The organism is Sphingomonas sp. (genome assembly GCF_035490575.1).
Lineage (GTDB): Bacteria > Pseudomonadota > Alphaproteobacteria > Sphingomonadales > Sphingomonadaceae > Sphingomonas.
The window spans coordinates 1-16,580 of sequence record NZ_DATJLI010000111.1 but is presented as its reverse complement, the minus strand read 5'-3'; the positions used below and the strand labels follow the sequence as shown (position 1 = coordinate 16,580).

16 protein-coding genes are annotated in these 16,580 nt (G+C 65.5%); 7 read left to right on the top strand and 9 right to left on the bottom strand.

The genetic code is table 11. The features are described 5' to 3' along the window. Positions 1 to 503 (top strand): LysE family translocator (locus tag VL973_RS08490; RefSeq protein WP_325283590.1); only part of this gene is annotated, 503 nt, incomplete at its 5' end. Positions 504 to 511: 8 nt separating this feature from the next. Here VL973_RS08490 and VL973_RS08485 read toward each other — a convergent pair. The 3 genes from VL973_RS08485 to VL973_RS08475 form a co-directional block, all read right to left on the bottom strand. Then, on the bottom strand, positions 512 to 1,945 hold the full coding sequence (locus VL973_RS08485) for an AMP nucleosidase (RefSeq protein ID WP_325283589.1): 1,434 nt from the start codon (positions 1,943 to 1,945) through the stop codon (positions 512 to 514). A gap of 90 nt (positions 1,946 to 2,035) precedes the next feature. Further along, positions 2,036 to 2,422 carry a hypothetical protein gene (locus tag VL973_RS08480; protein ID WP_325283588.1) on the bottom strand — a complete coding sequence of 129 codons (387 nt, stop codon included), beginning with the start codon at positions 2,420 to 2,422 and terminating at the stop codon, positions 2,036 to 2,038. Between the two features lie 64 nt (positions 2,423 to 2,486). Further along, entirely contained in the window at positions 2,487 to 2,969 is a 483-nt protein-coding gene (locus tag VL973_RS08475; protein WP_325283587.1) for a peroxiredoxin, read from the bottom strand. Positions 2,970 to 3,065: 96 nt separating this feature from the next. Here VL973_RS08475 and VL973_RS08470 point away from each other — a divergent pair, with 96 nt between their 5' ends. The 3 genes from VL973_RS08470 to VL973_RS08460 all read left to right on the top strand — a co-directional run bounded on the left by VL973_RS08470 (position 3,066) and on the right by VL973_RS08460 (position 5,723). Further along, positions 3,066 to 3,638 (top strand): YqgE/AlgH family protein, encoded by a 573-nt coding sequence (locus VL973_RS08470; RefSeq protein WP_325283586.1) that lies wholly within the window; start codon positions 3,066 to 3,068, stop codon positions 3,636 to 3,638. Positions 3,639 to 3,734: 96 nt separating this feature from the next. Further along, entirely contained in the window at positions 3,735 to 5,156 is a 1,422-nt protein-coding gene (gene ahcY / locus VL973_RS08465; RefSeq protein WP_325283585.1) for an adenosylhomocysteinase, read from the top strand. A gap of 138 nt (positions 5,157 to 5,294) precedes the next feature. Beyond that, positions 5,295 to 5,723: a hypothetical protein gene (locus VL973_RS08460; protein WP_325283584.1), complete on the top strand. Its 429-nt coding sequence runs from the start codon at positions 5,295 to 5,297 to the stop codon at positions 5,721 to 5,723. 36 nt (positions 5,724 to 5,759) lie between these two features. Here VL973_RS08460 and argC read toward each other — a convergent pair whose 3' ends face one another. From argC to VL973_RS08445, 3 genes are read right to left on the bottom strand one after another with little or no spacing between them, the layout of a single operon-like run. After that, positions 5,760 to 6,692: an N-acetyl-gamma-glutamyl-phosphate reductase gene (gene argC, locus VL973_RS08455; protein ID WP_325283593.1), complete on the bottom strand. Its 933-nt coding sequence runs from the start codon at positions 6,690 to 6,692 to the stop codon at positions 5,760 to 5,762. Then, complete coding sequence (locus VL973_RS08450) at positions 6,689 to 7,543, bottom strand: SH3 domain-containing protein (protein ID WP_325283583.1); 855 nt, start codon at positions 7,541 to 7,543, stop codon at positions 6,689 to 6,691. The genes argC and VL973_RS08450 overlap by 4 nt, the downstream gene beginning before the upstream one ends. Further along, on the bottom strand, positions 7,509 to 7,835 hold the full coding sequence (locus VL973_RS08445) for a MarR family transcriptional regulator (RefSeq protein ID WP_325283592.1): 327 nt from the start codon (positions 7,833 to 7,835) through the stop codon (positions 7,509 to 7,511). The genes VL973_RS08450 and VL973_RS08445 overlap by 35 nt, the downstream gene beginning before the upstream one ends. Before the next feature lie 255 nt (positions 7,836 to 8,090). On the opposite strand from VL973_RS08445, the gene secG reads away from it, so the two are divergent. Together secG and VL973_RS08435 are read left to right on the top strand one after the other, a co-directional pair. Next, on the top strand, positions 8,091 to 8,474 hold the full coding sequence (secG, locus tag VL973_RS08440; protein WP_325283591.1) for a preprotein translocase subunit SecG: 384 nt from the start codon (positions 8,091 to 8,093) through the stop codon (positions 8,472 to 8,474). A 95-nt stretch (positions 8,475 to 8,569) separates the two neighbouring features. After that, positions 8,570 to 10,204, top strand: coding sequence for a CTP synthase (locus tag VL973_RS08435; RefSeq protein ID WP_325283582.1), 1,635 nt, complete (start codon positions 8,570 to 8,572; stop codon positions 10,202 to 10,204). A 113-nt stretch (positions 10,205 to 10,317) separates the two neighbouring features. On the opposite strand, the gene VL973_RS08430 is transcribed toward VL973_RS08435, so the two are convergent. Together VL973_RS08430 and VL973_RS08425 are read right to left on the bottom strand one after the other, a co-directional pair. Further along, positions 10,318 to 10,782, bottom strand: coding sequence for an Hsp20 family protein (locus VL973_RS08430; RefSeq protein WP_325283581.1), 465 nt, complete (start codon positions 10,780 to 10,782; stop codon positions 10,318 to 10,320). 195 nt (positions 10,783 to 10,977) lie between these two features. Next, positions 10,978 to 12,309 (bottom strand): dicarboxylate/amino acid:cation symporter, encoded by a 1,332-nt coding sequence (locus tag VL973_RS08425; protein ID WP_325283580.1) that lies wholly within the window; start codon positions 12,307 to 12,309, stop codon positions 10,978 to 10,980. A gap of 118 nt (positions 12,310 to 12,427) precedes the next feature. Between VL973_RS08425 and alaS the strand changes: the two genes are divergently transcribed. Next, positions 12,428 to 15,073: an alanine--tRNA ligase gene (gene alaS / locus VL973_RS08420; protein WP_325283579.1), complete on the top strand. Its 2,646-nt coding sequence runs from the start codon at positions 12,428 to 12,430 to the stop codon at positions 15,071 to 15,073. A gap of 5 nt (positions 15,074 to 15,078) precedes the next feature. Here the strand turns inward: alaS and VL973_RS08415 are convergent, their stop codons facing one another. Next, positions 15,079 to 16,530, bottom strand: a complete 1,452-nt coding sequence (locus VL973_RS08415; RefSeq protein WP_325283578.1) for a DUF4403 family protein — start codon at positions 16,528 to 16,530, stop codon at positions 15,079 to 15,081. Positions 16,531 to 16,580: the final 50 nt, after the last annotated feature.

The following is a 16,580-nucleotide window of genomic DNA, read 5'->3' as shown; positions in this document are numbered from 1 at the left end:
TCGCGTCGGTAGCGGGTATGGCGCTTGGCAACGCGATCGCCATTTCCGTCTCGCTGGCTGGAGCGGGAGCTGTTCTAAGCTCGTCGGCGCTTGCCTTCACGGTCCTGAAATGGCTGGGCGCGGCGTATCTGATCGTCGTGGGATCGATTGCGGTCCTTGGTGGCGACGCGCCGTCCGATGACGGGTTGATCCGCCGGGCGATCGGCGCGCGCACCGCTTTCATGACCAATGTCGCCGTCGGGACTTTTCATCCAAAGACGATCCTGTTCTTCGTCGCCTTTGCGTCTCAGTTCATTCAGGCCGACCGCCCCTATCTGTCGCAGGCGGCAATCCTGGTCGTCACCTTCACAGCGGCGGCCGCGACGACCGATACGCTGTATGCGCTGACGGCTTCGCGCGCATCGGGCCTCGTCAGAAAGCCCGCGGCGCGGCGATGGGCGCGTCGGGCAGGTGGCGGCGCGGTGATGGCGGCGGGCATCGCGATGGCGGCGATGCGGCGCTGACCGATCGTTTACCGGAACGGCGGTTCGTTGAACGCGCGTAGCTTGCGGCTGTGCAGTTTCGCGCCTTCGCGCCGCAATTCCTCGACGGTTTCGATGCCGATTCGCATATGTTCGTTGATTGCGCGTTCGTAGAAGCGGTTGGCCTGTCCCGGCAGCTTCAGTTCGCCGTGCAGCGGCTTGTCCGACACGCACAGCAGCGTGCCATAGGGGACGCGGAAGCGATAACCCTGGGCCGCGATCGTCGCCGATTCCATGTCGATGCCCACCGCGCGGCTGAGCGAGAAACGCAGCGCCGATGCGGAAAAGCGCAATTCCCAGTTGCGGTCGTCGGTGGTGACGATGGTGCCGGTGCGAAGGCGGCGCTTCAGTTCCTCACCCGACTGGCCCGAAACCGTCTCGGCTGCACGCGCCAGTGCCTGCTGAACCTCGGCGATCGCGGGCACGGGGATGGCGGGGGGCAGCACCTCGTCCAGCACGTGATCGTCGCGCAGGTAAGCGTGCGCCAGCACATAGTCGCCGATGCGCTGGCTGGGACGCAGGCCGCCGCAATGGCCGATCATCAGCCACGCCTCTGGCCGCATGACTGCCAGATGGTCGGTGATCGTCTTGGCGTTGGACGGACCGACGCCAATGTTCACCAGCGTGATGCCCGCCCGGTCGGGCGCGATCAGGTGATAGGCGGGCATCTGGTGCCGCCGCCACGCGCTGTCGCTGACATGATCGGTCGGTGCGTCGCCGGCCTCCAGATACAGGCCGCCAGCGCCGGACAGCGCGGTGTATCGCCCCTTGCCGAGTTGCTCGGTGCCCCACCGGACGAACTCGTCGACATAACGGTTATAGTTGGTGAACAGGACGTATTTCTGGACGTGTTCGGGTGGCGTGCCGGTATAATGACGGAGCCGCGCCAGGCTGAAATCGGTTCGAAGCCCGTCGAACAGCGCCAGGGGACGCGTATCATCGGGGCTTTCCCACAGGCCATCGGCAATCTCGTCACCGATATGCGCCAGTTCGGTCGCCGGGAACCAGCGCGCCAGTTCGGAAGCGGACACTTCGTCCAGTTGCAGCGCATGGCCGGGATCGAGGACATAGGGAAAGGGGATTTCCTGTCGCCCCGCGACCGCCGCGACCGCGACGTCATAATCCTCGATCAGCAAGGTCAGCTGTTCGATCAGATAATCGGCATACATCGCCGGCTTGGTAACGCTGATGCGATAATCACCCGCCGTCACCAATCGCCCGAACGAACGCAGCGGCGCAGGGCGATCGGGGCCGCCGGTATAGCGCACATGGATTTCGGGATAGGCAAAGCTGCCATCGGTGCGCGCGGACGGATGCGGTGGCTGGCCGGTCGAGAGATAGACTTCAAGCGCCTGCTGAAGCCGCGCGACGGAGGCGGTGTAGAGCCGATCGAGTTCGGCGACGATGTCCTGTGCCTTTGTCATCTTTCGCGGCTAAGGCCGAAACATGACGCTGGCAAGTCGGGCCATGAAAACGGCCCCGGCGGACTGGTGCCGGGGCCGTTGCAGCGATCGTCAGTGCGTGCCCGCGCCGTTGGTCGTGCGTGCTTTGGTGGCGCTGGTCTTGCGCCGGGGGGCGGCGGTCTTTTTCGCGGGCGCCTTCTTGGCGGGCGTGGTGCCCGTCGCGGGCGCGGCCTTGCGCTTCTCGACCAGCTTGCTCACGCCGAACGCAGCGCCGGCAACCGCCGCTGCGGCACCGACGGCAATGGCGGCTGCCGACACCGGGTGGCGCTTTGCCGAATCGACGGTCGTCTCGGTCGCCTCGTCGATGCGTTTGGCGGCTTTCTTGGCAACCGAACGGCTGCGATCGGCCATGTCGGAGGCGGCCTGACGCACGCGCGCGGTCGCGCCCTCGCCATTGGTGGTGTCGGTCGCAGCCGGGTTTACGGTCTCGGTCGTCATCGCGAAATCTCCTTTCGCATATGCAACAACCGGGGTCTGCATGGGTTCCCGGCCGCGCGCCGGATCAAAGCTGTTCGATCAGATGATCGGCCGAACTGACCTTGAACTCGCCGGGCTGTTCGACATGCACCTGTTCGACCACGCCGTCATTGACGATCATGGCGTAACGCTGGCTGCGCGTGCCCATGCCATAGGCGCTGCCGTCCATTTCCAGCCCGATCGCGCGGGCGAACTCGCCATTGCCATCGGCCAGCATCACGACCTTGCCATCGGCATCGTTCGCCTTGCTCCACGCGCCGAGCACGAAAGCGTCGTTGACCGACGTGCAGGCAATGGCGTCGATGCCTTTCGCCGCCAGCTCATCCTTGCGCTCGATAAAGCCGGGCAGGTGCTTGGCCGAGCAGGTCGGCGTGAAGGCGCCCGGCACCGCGAACAAAGCGACCCGGCGGCCCTTGAAGAAATCGGCGGCGCTGACCTGGTCCGGCCCGTCGGGACCGGCCTTGATGAACGTGGCTTCGGGCAAATGGTCGCCGGTCTTGATGGTCATGCAAAGGCTCCTCGGATGAATGCCGCAGCTTGGACCTCGGCGCACCGATTTCAAGCAGTGGCGGATCGCTTTTGCGGTTTCTATGGTTGTCGGGTGATGGATGCAGATGTTTCGACCGGGCCGTTCCTGACCGGCCAGTTCCTGTTGGCGATGCCGGGGATCGGCGATGACCGTTTCGATCGTGCGGTGATCGCGATGTGCGCGCACGATGCCGATGGCGCGCTGGGAATCGGCATCGGCGCGACGATCGAGGGGCTGACGCTGCATGACGTGCTCGACCAGCTCGACATTCCGACCGACGGTGTCGTGGCCGCGCCGGTGCATTTCGGCGGCCCGGTGGAGCCGCGGCGCGGCTTTGTCGTCCATTCGACCGAATGGAGCGGGCAGGATACCGTCGATGTCGCCGGGCGATGGGCCTTGTCGGGCACCGTCGACGTGCTGCGCGCCATTGCCGAAGGGACCGGGCCACGGCGATGGCTGATCGCGCTTGGCTATGCGGGCTGGGGTGAAGGACAACTGGATGCAGAGATGACGCGCCATGGCTGGCTCAACGTCGCCGGGGACGAAGCGCTGCTTTACGAAACCGATGTCGACGACCGTTGGCCGTCTGGTTTTCGGGGTGCCGGGATCGATCCGGCGCTGCTGGCGAACAGCGCGGGTCAAGCCTGACACCACACATAAACATATCTTTATATCGCGTTTGCGTTTCGAAGACGAGCACGTTAGAGGCGCGGCAAGCGCAATTGCGATCACAGGAGATCAATCGTGGCCACCGCACCTGTCCTTGAGAACAAGGATTATGTCATCAAGGATCTGTCGCTTGCCGATTTCGGCCGCGCCGAGATCAAGATCGCCGAAACCGAAATGCCCGGCCTGATGAGTCTGCGCGAAGAGTTCGGCGCTTCGCAGCCGCTGAAGGGCGCTCGGATCACCGGGTCGCTGCACATGACGATCCAGACCGCCGTGCTGATCGAGACGCTGACGGCGCTGGGCGCCGATGTGCGCTGGGCGACGTGCAACATCTTCTCGACGCAGGACCACGCCGCCGCCGCCATTGCCGCGACCGGCGTGCCGGTGTTCGCGGTCAAGGGCGAGAGCCTGGCCGAATATTGGGATTATGTCGGCGACATCTTCGCATGGGACCACGAGGTCGAGGGCCAGACCGCGAACCTGATCCTGGACGATGGCGGTGACGCGACGATGTTCGCGCTGTGGGGCGCCAAGGTCGAGGCCGGGGCGACGCTGCCGGAACCCGAAAATGACGAGGAAGTCGAGTTCCAGCGCGCGCTCAAGGCCTTCATCGCCAAAAAGCCCGGCTATCTGACCGAAACGGTCAGGAACCTGAAGGGCGTGTCCGAAGAAACGACGACCGGCGTTCACCGCCTGTATGAAATCGCCAAGAAGGGTGAGCTTCCCTTCCCCGCGATCAACGTCAACGACAGCGTCACCAAGTCGAAGTTCGACAACCTCTATGGCTGCAAGGAATCGCTGGTCGATGCGATTCGTCGCGCGACCGACGTGATGCTGGCGGGCAAGGTCGCGGTCGTCGCGGGCTTTGGCGATGTCGGCAAGGGTTCGGCACAGTCGCTCCGCAACGGCGGTGCGCGCGTGATGGTGACCGAGGTCGACCCGATCTGCGCGCTCCAGGCCGCGATGGAAGGGTTCGAGGTCGTGACGATGGAAGAAGCGGTGACCCGCGCCGACATCTTCTGCACCGCGACCGGCAATGCCGACGTCATCACCGCCGATCACATGAAGGCGATGAAGCCGATGTCGATCGTCTGCAACATCGGCCATTTCGACAGCGAGATCCAGATTGCGGCGCTGTCGAACTACAAGTGGACCGAAGTGAAGCCCGGCACCGACCTGGTCGAGTTCCCCGATGGCAAGCAGATCATCGTACTGGCCAAGGGCCGTCTGGTGAATCTGGGCTGCGCGACGGGCCATCCGTCGTTCGTCATGTCGTCCAGCTTCACCAACCAGACGCTGGCCCAGATCGAGCTTTGGACCAAGGGCGACGAATATGACAACAAGGTCTATGTCCTGCCCAAGCATCTCGACGAGAAGGTCGCAGCGCTGCACCTGGAAAAGCTGGGCGTGAAGCTGTCGAAGCTGACGCCCAAGCAGGCCGGCTACATCGGCGTGCCGGTCGAAGGACCGTTCAAGCCCGATCACTACCGCTACTGATACGCGCGTCCGACGGGCGTATCGCCGAACGGATGCGGGGCGCGGTTCCAATCGGGAGCCGCGCCCCTTTTTCTGTTGCTCGTGCTGTTGAAAATCACTGCGCCATCGGCATGATGCCCCAACGGGGTGGGGGGATGGATGCGCTATTTTTCGTTGTCGGTGTTGGCCGCTTCAGTGGTCATGGGAGCGCCTGCCATCGCGCAGACCGATCAGGTCAAGCGGGGACCGGTTCCGGCGTGGGTAACACCGTCCGAATTGTTGCCTGTTCCGGACAATGCCAGCGGGTCGGTGTTCCTGCGGCGCCAAGATGTCCTGATCCATCTGGACGGGGAGGGACAGGCCCAGCATCTGGCCTATCGCATCCGCATCCTTCACCCCAATGCGTTGCAGGTCGGCAACCTGTCGGTCGCGTGGAACCCGGCTGCGGGCGCGCCGATGGTGCATGCGATCATCACCTACAATACCGCGACCAGGGACGCGGCGGTCGGCGATGGGAACGCCGTGCCCGCGACCTACGAAATCGACTGGACGGGCAATGATGTGCCCTGCGGCGTCGGCAGCAAGTAACGGCGACCTGTGATTGCCGCGCGGCCGGGTCGAGCGTTAAATCCGCAGCCCTGCCACCGCGTCCAGCCCGGCCATGATGTTCAGGTTCTGCACCGCCGCGCCGGCCGCGCCCTTGCCCAGATTGTCGAGCGTGGCGATCAGGCGGGCCTGGCCGGTGTCGGCATTGCCGAATGCGCGCAATGTCATGCGGTCGGTGCCGGCATCGGCCTCGATCTCGACCGAACCCACGCCTTCGGTGCTCATCACGCGCACCAGCGGCTGATCGCGATAAGCGTCGCGCCACGCGGCCTCGATTGCGGCGAGCGATGGCTTGCGAGGCAGGGCGTGCAGCGGCAGTGGCACTTCGATCAGCATCCCGCGATAGGTCCGCGCGACCGCTGGTTGAAAGATCGGCGGATGCGCGATCCGGGCATGTCGCTGCATTTCGGGCAGATGCTTGTGCTCCAGCGACAGGCCATAGGCGCGGTGGGCAGTCACGCCGTCTGCGCCATCGAATTCCGCCACCATCGTCTTGCCGCCGCCGGAATAGCCGGAAACGGCATTGATGCTGACCGGCCAGTCGTGCGGCAGCAGACCGGTTCGCACCAGCGGCCGCACCAGCGCGAGGAAGCCGGTGGGATAGCAGCCGGGATTGCTCACGCGCGTTGCCCCGGCGATGGTGGCGGCCTGCGCCGGTTCCAGCTCGGCAAAGCCATAGGTCCAGCCATCGGCGACACGGTGCGCGCTGGATGCGTCGATGACACGCACATGGGGGTTCTCGATCAGCGCCACGGCTTCGCGCGCAGCATCGTCGGGCAGGCACAGGATCACGAAATCGGCGTTGTTCAGCGCCGCCGCGCGGGCGGTGGCGTCCTTGCGCGCGTCCCCCTCCAGCGTGACGATGTGAAACTCGTCCCGCTCGGCCAGCCGCTCGCGTATCTCCAGGCCCGTGGTGCCTGCGCCGCCATCGATGAACAGCTTGTGCATCAGCCGATCCTACCCCGTGCCGTGATTGGGCCAAAGCGATTCTCGATGGCCGACAGCGGCGCGCTCCGCACCGCGCCGTCCAGATAGACCACCGTGTCCCCGTCGAGCACCAGCCCCAGCCGCTCGCCGAAAACGATCACGTCGCCCCCGCCCTGTGGTGCGCCCAGCGCCGCGATGACGGCGTCATGCAGGCGCGGCGCCTTGCGGTCGGCCAGTTCGTGCGCGAGGAAGACCATGCCGCTGTCGTCCACCCCCGCGCCCGATCGTCCGGCGCGGCGTTCGGGCAGGCCGACCATCGCGGCGGCGGCAGCGGCGACTCCGCCCGGAAACCCGTCACCCAGCGCAGCAACGGCGTCGCGCGCTACATAACCATGATCGCAAAGCAGGAAATTGCCACGCTCACCCAGCGCGGTGACGCGCGCGCCCATCGGCGACGCGGCAAGGATGGTGGCATTGGCGTCGGGCGCTTCGCGGAACACGGCTTCGCGCCGAACGATCCGGTGCGTCGGCACAACCGCGTCGCCCAGCATCGCGGCGTCGACATATCCGACCAGCCCATCGGTCAGCGACAGGCCCCACGCGGTGTCGTTGCTGAGTTCGAGCAGCTCGAACGCATCACCGCGCAACAGTTCGGATATGACCGGAGCGTCGCGTCCCGCGCCACTCCGCAACGGGCACGAACCCAGCGCCGACCTCGCGCTTGCCAATGCATAATGCGGCGCGAATACGCGGTCGGCCAGACGCACATCGGTCAGGTCGGGGCGGACGGGGTGGAAGCGTGGATCGAGTCGCACCGACGGCCCGGTCAGGGCGTGACGTTCACGCCCGATCGTGACCGTTGCGACCGGCGACAACGGGGTCGCCATCGAGGAAATGCCCGAATTCTGCAAGAAAGTCCGCCCCTTCCGGTGTGCGCGTGACGAAAATGTTTCGCTTGTCGGTGTCATCACGCTGGCGGCGCAGATAGCCGAGCGCGCCCAGTCTGTTCAAGGCGCGCGTGATGACGGGCTTTGATACGTTCAGCGCGCGCGCCAGACCGCGCACGGTATGGGGACCGGGCTTCAGATAAACGAGCATCAGCAGCGCCATCTGTCGGTTGGTGAGATCGGGTTCGCCCGAGCGGACATAGTCCACCAGGGTGTTCATCCATGTTGCCAGGGTGTCCGGGCTGATCGCATTCACGCGGGAATCCATGTCGTTACAGCTCCGCAAGCACGGAGGGGCTATGCCGATCAGAACGCCCGCGATGCGATGCGGTTGCGCCGCATTAAGCAATTCGCGCGAATTGGTTTTCGTGTGCGGTCGGACGCGCCGGTTGATCCGAAAGCCGCCCCGGCCTATGTGGCCCCCATTGGGGTGTCGGCGACGACGCCCGTCTTCTGGATTCCGACAGGGCCGATGCTGTTCACTTTTCTTCTCGTGGTGCAGGCGACCATCGCCGCGCTGCTCGTCACCGTCATCCTGATGCAACAGTCGGAGGGCGGTGGCCTGACGTCGGGCGGCAGCCCGTCGGGCCTGATGTCGGCACGCGGCGCGGCCAATTTTCTGACACGCGCTACTGCGGTGCTGGCGGGACTGTTCATCGCGATGAACATCCTGTTGGCCGTCATGGCCGCGACGCGCGGGGCCAGCGCGATCGACACCAGCCTGGCGCGTCCCACGACACCGGTCAGCGCACCGGCGCCGTCGGGCGATCCGTTGGTGGACCCGCTCGACGCCGCCGCAGGCGCCGTGATCGCGAACCAGTCGGCCCCGGCCGACAATGCGGCCGCACTCAACCCCTGATCGCGGGCGCTTCGGCGCTTGCAATCATTATTTTCCGCAGCGCCCGGATTCGGGCGCTTGGTCCCGCACGATTTCGACGTTAGGCGTATCCTCCCATGGCGCGGTATATTTTCATCACCGGCGGCGTGGTCTCGTCGCTCGGCAAAGGTCTCATGGCTGCGAGCCTCGCGGCGCTGCTTCAGGCGCGCGGCTACCGGGTTCGGATTCGCAAGTTCGATCCGTATCTGAACGTCGATCCGGGCACGATGAGCCCGTATCAGCATGGCGAAGTCTATGTGACCGACGACGGGGCCGAGACCGATCTCGACCTTGGCCATTATGAGCGATTCACGGGTGTGTCGGCGCGCCAGTCGGACAATGTGACCTCTGGCCGCATCTATCAGACGATCATCCAGCGCGAGCGGCGCGGCGATTATCTGGGGGCGACGGTCCAGGTGATCCCGCATGTCACCGATGCGATCAAGTCGTTCGCGCAGGACGAGATCGACGACCTCGATTTCGTGCTCTGCGAGATCGGCGGCACGGTCGGCGATATCGAGTCGCTGCCGTTCATCGAAGCGATTCGCCAGCTTCGAAACGATCTGGGCCGGGGCCAGTCGATCAGCGTGCATGTGACGCTGGTGCCCTATATCGCGGCGGCCGGCGAGCTTAAGACCAAGCCGACGCAGCATTCGGTGCGCGAACTGGCGGCGCTGGGCGTTGCGCCCGACGTGCTGGTGTGTCGCTGCGAAAAACCACTGCCGGAGAGTGACCGGCGCAAGATCGCGCTGTTCTGCAACGTCCGCCCCGAAGCCGTCATTCCCGCGCTCGACGCCGCCAGCATCTATGCCGTCCCGCTGCAATATCATGCCGAGGGGCTGGACGAGGAAGTGCTGCGCGCGTTCGATATCGAACCGGCTGAAAAGCCCGAACTGGGCCGATGGGACGAAATCGTCGATCGTCTGGTAAACCCCGAAGGCGAAGTGACGGTCGGCGTGGTCGGCAAATATGTCGGTTTGCAGGACGCCTATAAATCGCTGAACGAAGCGCTGGTCCATGGCGGCATCGCCAACCGCGTGCGCGTCAACATCCGCTGGATCGACGCCGAACTGTTCGAGGGCGACGAAGGCGAAGTCGCCGCCGCGCTTGAGCCGTGCCATGCCATTCTGGTGCCCGGCGCATTCGGTTCGCGCGGGGCGGAGGGCAAGATCGCCAGCGTCCGTTTCGCGCGTGAACGCCGCGTTCCCTATTTCGGCATCTGCTTCGGGATGCAGATGGCCTGTATCGAAGGCGCGCGGAACCTGGGCGGCGTGCCCGGCGCATCCTCGACCGAGTTCGGGCCGACCGACCAGCCGGTTGTCGGCATCATCACCGAATGGATGACCGAGAAGGGCCTTGAGAAGCGGGAGGCCAATGGGGACCTGGGCGGGACCATGCGGCTCGGCGCCTATCCCGCGAAGCTCGCCGGCAACAGCGTCGTCGCGTCAATCTATGGCGCTGACGAGATTTCGGAGCGGCACCGCCACCGTTACGAAGTGAATACCGGCTATCGCGAGGTGCTGGAGAAGGGCGGACTGGTTTTTTCCGGCATGTCGCCCGACGAAACGCTGCCTGAGATTGTCGAGCGGCCCGACCATCCGTGGTTCGTCGGCGTGCAGTTCCACCCGGAACTGAAATCCAGGCCGTTCGAACCGCATCCGCTGTTCGCCAGCTTCATCGCGGCCGCGGTTCGCCAGTCGCGGCTGGTCTGACCACGCAAAAGACGCCCGAACCGCGGGGTTCGGGCGCCTCTGCCGCGGCGCCCAAGGGAGCAAGGCGCCTGCTGGCTCGGGGTCGATCGCTGGATTGAGCGATCGGCGGCGGATCAGGCCGCCTGATGCTCGATTGCGGGTCCGGTGGGGGCGCCGGTCGCAACGGCGATCTTCTTGGGCTTCATTGCTTCGGGCACTTCGCGGACCAGATCGACGGTCAGCAATCCGTCGGCCAAATTGGCGCTGTCCACCCGAACGAAATCGGCGAGTTCGAAGCGACGCTCGAAACTGCGGTTGGCGATGCCAAGGTGCAGGAACGCGCCGCGTTGACCGTCGTCTTCCTCGCCCTTGCGACCCGCCACCACCAACAGGTTCTGCTGCGCGGTGATATCGATCTCGTCAGCCTTGAATCCCGCGACGGCCAGCGTGATGCGATAGCGGTCGTCGGCAGTGCGTTCGAGGTTGAAGGGCGGGTAATTGTCGCTTTGCGCCTGACGGGCGCTGGCTTCCATCAAATCGAACAGGCGATCGAAACCGATCGTCGAACGGCGATAGGGGGTGAAGTCGAACTGACGCATGTCAAATCCTCCATATGAGCAATGTGACCTGAACCGCCGCCCGATGTGGCGCGGCGTTGTCGGCGATCCGTGCATCGGCATCGGCGACAAGAATAAAATGGTTCGCGCGCAGCCATTTTCAAGCGCCGCGCGAACGGTTCGCGCGGTCGCCGGGTCAGCCCCGTTCCAGCGGATACTTCGCCCCGTTGGCGCGGGCTATTTGCCCATTTTCATGAAACTGTCCGGCCCGGTTGCGGGTGGGCCGCCATGGGGCGCGGGCAGCGGTTCGATCTCTGCCGGTTCGGGCTGGTCGAGGCGTCCGCCCTCCCATTTTGCGATGACCGCACTGGCCACGGCGTTGCCGACGACATTGGTCGCCGAACGGCCCATGTCGAGGAAATGGTCGACCGCCAGGATCAGCAACAATCCCGCTTCGGGAATGTCGAAAAAGGCGAGCGTCGCGGCAATGACGACCAGACTGGCGCGCGGCACGCCCGCCACTCCCTTGGACGTGACCATCAACACCAGCAGCATGGTAATCTGCTGCCCCAGCGACAGGTCGATGCCATATGCCTGCGCGATGAACATCGTCGCAAAAGTCATGTAGATCATCGAACCGTCCAGATTGAACGAATAGCCGAGCGGCAGCACGAAGCTGGCAATGCGCGGCGGCACGCCGAACCGGTCCAGCGCCTCCAGCGTGCGGGGATAGGCTGCCTCCGACGAGGCGGTCGAGAACGCCAGCAGCAAGGGATCGCGGATATAGCGGACCAGATCGATCATGCGCGGCCCGACGATCAGGAAACCGACCGCGACCAGCATCAGCCACAACAGGCCCATGCCAAGGTAGAAGGTGCCCATGAAATAGGCGAGGCTGCCGATGATTCCCGCGCCACGTTCGGCAAGCGTGCCCGCCACGGCGGCGAAGACCGCGAGGGGGGCAAAGCGCATGACATAGTTGGTCACTTGCAGGATGACCTGCGCCAGCGCCTCGATCCCGCGCAACAAGGGTGCTGCCTTTTCACCCACGGCGGTCATCGCCACGCCGATGAACAGGCTGGCGACGACGATCTGGAGAATCTCGTTGGTTGCCATCGCCTCGATGATCGAGGCGGGGACGATATGCGTCACGAAATCCTTGAGGTTGAACGCGGCCTTGTCGACGCCGCTGGCCGCATCCGCCGCGGGGATGGGGATGTTCAGCCCCACGCCCGGTTGGAAGAAATTGACGAGGATCAGGCCCAGCGTCAGCGACAACAGGCTGGCGCACAGGAACCAGCCGATCGCGCGCCCGCCGACCCGGCCCAGCGCCGCAGTGTCGCCCATATGTGCGATGCCGGCCACCAGCGTCGAGAACACCAGCGGCGCGATAATCATCTTGATGAGCCGCAGGAATATTGTCGTGACGATGGAAAAATAGCCGGCAAGTTCGGCCAGCCGCGCATCCCCCGGCCCGCCGCCGTCAGTCAGCGACAGATTGAGCGCAAGGCCGACGACGACGCCCAGCACCAGGCCGATCAGGATGTAAAGGGTCAGGCGCTTGGCCAAGAGGCACTCTCCGAAATAACGATTGCGAGAGGGGATGCCGATTGGCGCGGGCAAGCGCAACCCCGGCGCCCACTCGATCCCGCTTGAGGCGAAGCGCGCGCTCGCATAAGCGGGCGGCATGACTTCGACAAACGACATCCGCCGCTCGTTCCTCGACTATTTCGCGAAGGAGGGGCACGCCAGGGTGCCCTCGGCGCCGCTGATCCCCCAGAACGATCCAACGCTGATGTTCGTGAATGCGGGCATGGTGCCGTTCAAGAATGTGTTTACCGGGCTGGAGAGCCGCCCCTATTCGACGGCGACATCGAGCCAGAAATGCGTGCGCGCGGGCGGCAAGCACAACGACCTCGACAATGTCGGTTATACCGCGCGGCATCACACCTTTTTCGAGATGCTCGGCAATTTCTCGTTCGGCGACTATTTCAAGGACCGGGCGATCGAACTCGCCTGGAACCTGGTCACGCGCGAATGGGGTCTGGACGCCAACCGGCTGACCGTCACTGTCTATCACACCGACGATCAGGCGTTCGAGTTGTGGAAGAAAATCGCGGGCCTGCCGGACGAGCGGATCATCCGCATCGCGACCAAGGACAATTTCTGGGTAATGGGTGCCGATGGCCCGTGCGGTCCGTGTTCCGAAATCTTCTACGATCACGGCGATCATATCTGGGGCGGCCCGCCGGGAAGCCCGGAGGAAGATGGCGACCGCTTCGTCGAAATCTGGAACCTGGTGTTCATGCAGCATCTGCAGGAAGCCGACGCGATCGTCGGCGATCTGCCGCGTCCGTCGATCGACACCGGCATGGGGCTGGAGCGTGTCGCCGCGGTCATGCAGGGCGTGCACGACAATTACGACACCGATACGTTCAAGGCGCTGATCGCCGACAGCGTCGCCATGACCGGAACGCCGGCAGAGGGCGACGCGCGCGCCAGCCACCGCGTGATTGCCGACCATCTGCGCTCGGCCGGGTTCCTGGTCGCCGATGGCGTGCTGCCCGCCAATGAAGGACGCGGTTACGTCCTGCGCCGCATCATGCGCCGCGCGATGCGGCACGCGCACCTGCTGGGCGCGAAGGACCCGTTGATGCACCGGCTGGTCGGTGGGCTGGTGGCACAGATGGGCGCCGCCTTCCCCGAACTGGGCCGCGCGCAGCCGCTGATCGAACAGACGCTGTATCAGGAAGAAACACGATTCCGCCGCACGCTGGCCAATGGCCTGCGCCTGCTGGACGAAGCGACGGCGGACATGGGGGAGGGCGCGACGCTGGCGGGTGAAACGGCATTCAAGCTGTATGACACCTATGGCTTCCCCTATGACCTGACCGAGGATGCGCTGCGGGCGCAGGGCCTGTCGGTCGACCGCGCCGGGTTCGATGCCGCGATGGCCGAACAGAAGCGCGCGGCGCGTGCCGCGTGGAAGGGTTCGGGCGAAAAGGCGTCGGACGAACTGTGGTTCGATCTGGTCGAGGAAGCGGGCGCGACCGAGTTCATCGGTTATTCGGCGGAGGAGGGCGAGGGGCAGGTCGTCGCCATCGTCCGTGACGGCGTGCGGGTTGATCGCGTCGGGGCGGGCGAGCGGGTTGAAATCGTCGTGAACCAGACACCCTTTTACGGCGAAAGCGGCGGTCAGGTCGGCGACGCGGGCGCGATCACGACCGAGGATGGTGCTAAGGCGACCGTGTCGGACGTCCGCAAATATCTGGGCCGTATCTTCGCGCACGACACCATTGTCGAAACGGGCGAGATCAAGGTGGGGGATTCGGTCCATCTGACGGTCGACCATGACCGCCGCTCGGCGATCCGCGCCAATCACTCGGCCACGCATCTGCTGCACGAGGCACTGCGCGAGCGGCTGGGGGCGCATGTCGCGCAGAAAGGCAGCCTGGTCGCGCCCGAACGCCTGCGCTTCGACTTTTCGCAGCCAACGGCAGTGACGGCGGAACAGATTGCCGCTGTCGAGAGCGATGTGAACGCCCAGATTCGCGGCAATGGCGAAGTGTCGACGCGCCTGATGACCCCCGAAGACGCGATTGCCGAGGGCGCGATGGCGCTGTTCGGCGAGAAATATGGCGATGAGGTGCGCGTCGTTTCGATGGGCGTGACGGGCGAGGGCAAGACCTATTCGCTGGAATTGTGCGGCGGCACCCATGTTCGTGCGCTGGGCGATATCGGCCTGCTCAAGGTCGTCGGCGAAAGCGCCGTCAGCTCAGGCATACGCCGTGTCGAGGCGCTGACGGGTGAGGCGGCGCGCGCATGGCTGGCCGCGCGCGACGAAAAGCTGCGCGAAACCGCTGCGGTGCTGAAGGCGACGCCCGACGAAGTGCCTGCCCGTGTGGCGGCTCTCCTCGAAGAACGTCGCCGTCTGGAGCGCGAACTGGCCGAGGCGAAGAAGGCGCTGGCGCTGGGCGGCGGGGCTGCCCAGGCGACAGGGCCGGAACAGGTAAACGGCGTCGCCTTTGTCGGGCGCGTGCTTGACGGGCTGGAGGCCAAGGCGCTGCGCGGGGCGGTGGATGAGGAAAAGGCCCGCATCGGATCGGGCGTTGTCGCGCTGGTCGCGGTCAATGACGGCCGCGCATCGGTGGCTGTCGGCGTGACCGACGATCTGAAGGACAGCAAGAGCGCAGTCGATCTGGTCAAGGTCGCGGTCGCTGCACTCGGCGGGCAGGGCGGCGGTGGCCGTCCCGACATGGCGCAGGGCGGCGGTCCCGATGGCTCTGCCGGAGAGGCTGCGATCGCGGCGGTGCGGGCGGCGCTGGCGGGCTGACCGCCTCAGCGCGGGGCGAGCGTCAGCTTTGCTCGACCCGAAATTCGCACCGGGAGGAACAAGCCAGCGCCCGCCGCGCGCAGCCGCCCGCTTTGAATGCGGTCGAACTGGGCGTTCAGGATCAGATCGCCCTCGCGCTTTTCGGCCACGGCGCGGCGGATGCGGCGGATCAGCTTGACGACATCGCGACGGAAGTTCTGGCCGAGTTCGCGGGCGATTAACCGGCTGACCCCCGGCGTATCGCCAACCGCGATCAGCAAGTCGCCCGCTGCACCGTCGGTATCGCCGGTGATGTGCAGATCGCTGAACTCGACTTCCGCCGAGCCGGGCCGGTTGACCGGCAGCGCGCTCAGCCAGATCGTGCCGCGTGTCGGCGCGTCGCTGTCGCCCACGCGCTGCGCGATCAACCGGACGCCGACCGCGATCCGCCCGCCTGTCGTGCCATAGGCGTCGACCGCTTCGAACCGGGCGGTCACCGGGCCGAGGCCGGGCACCTCGAACGGGCGGCGCGACCGCTTTCGCAAGGCCCTCAGAATGACCGGGTTCAATTGGCGATAATCGGCCAGCACAGGGATGAACAACCGCAGTTCGTTGCGCTTGCTGGTCCGGGCGAGCGCGGGCAGCGGTGTGGGGCCGGGCGCGGCGGGGCGGTCGCCGACGACCGTTTCCGTCAGCGCTTCGACGCCAAGGTCGAGTCTGACCCGCCCGTCGCGCATGTCATAGCCGCCGTAGAAGATCTTTTCCGGTGTGACGCGCAGCCATACCGGCGGCCGGCGCCGGTTCAGCGACAGCGTGGCGAACCCGGCGCGCCAGATGCGCTCGACCTGTGCGCGGGTGTCGAGCCGTGCCAGCTCACGCGGCAATTCGCGCTCCAGCCGGGCGACGATCGGTCGCAGCCGTTCGTCGGCACGGTCGGTAAAGGTGATGCGCTGACCCAGAAAATCGACACCGGGCGGCTCGCGCCAGTCATAGCTGATGTCGACAGTCGCGCGCGGTTCGAACCGCTCGTCCAGCGAAAGGCGGATGCGCGCATGGGCCATGGCGGTGCCGGTCGCGGTTTCCTTGAGCGGGGTGCCACCGACCTTGCGTGCGCTGATGCGGGCGTTCAGCGGCACATCGGCAACGATCACATCCCCTTCGCCGCGCAGGCGGATGCGGCCGCGCGTGACGGTGCCGGTGATGGTGCAGCCCATGTCGGGCGTGACCTTGATCCGTTCCCCGAACAGCTTGACGCGCTGCCCCTCGACACAGGTGTCGACCTTGCGATCGATCGACCAGAGTTCGCGCGGAATATTGCGTTCGACCAGACGGGTCAGCGCGGCGCTGTCCGATTCGATCGGAAGCGCGATAAACGAAGGCTCGGTCGGCCAGCGCACCGGCGTATCGACGCGCGGTGGGACCGGCTCGCGCTCCGGCGAGCATCCGACCAGTATCGCCAAGGCAATACCGGCCGCCAATTGCTGTCCAAAGCGCATCCCAACCCTTCGTGTCGTTGCGCGGTTTGCCC

Coding starts and splice junctions, on each gene's coding strand:
- VL973_RS08485 (WP_325283589.1), bottom strand. CDS start 1,945: ATGACAAAGGCACAGGACATCGTCGCCGAACTCGATCGGCTCTACACC.
- VL973_RS08480 (WP_325283588.1), bottom strand. CDS start 2,422: ATGACGACCGAGACCGTAAACCCGGCTGCGACCGACACCACCAATGGC.
- VL973_RS08475 (WP_325283587.1), bottom strand. CDS start 2,969: ATGACCATCAAGACCGGCGACCATTTGCCCGAAGCCACGTTCATCAAG.
- VL973_RS08470 (WP_325283586.1), top strand. CDS start 3,066: ATGGATGCAGATGTTTCGACCGGGCCGTTCCTGACCGGCCAGTTCCTG.
- VL973_RS08460 (WP_325283584.1), top strand. CDS start 5,295: ATGCGCTATTTTTCGTTGTCGGTGTTGGCCGCTTCAGTGGTCATGGGA.
- VL973_RS08445 (WP_325283592.1), bottom strand. CDS start 7,835: ATGAACACCCTGGTGGACTATGTCCGCTCGGGCGAACCCGATCTCACC.
- VL973_RS08435 (WP_325283582.1), top strand. CDS start 8,570: ATGGCGCGGTATATTTTCATCACCGGCGGCGTGGTCTCGTCGCTCGGC.
- VL973_RS08430 (WP_325283581.1), bottom strand. CDS start 10,782: ATGCGTCAGTTCGACTTCACCCCCTATCGCCGTTCGACGATCGGTTTC.
- alaS (WP_325283579.1), top strand. CDS start 12,428: ATGACTTCGACAAACGACATCCGCCGCTCGTTCCTCGACTATTTCGCG.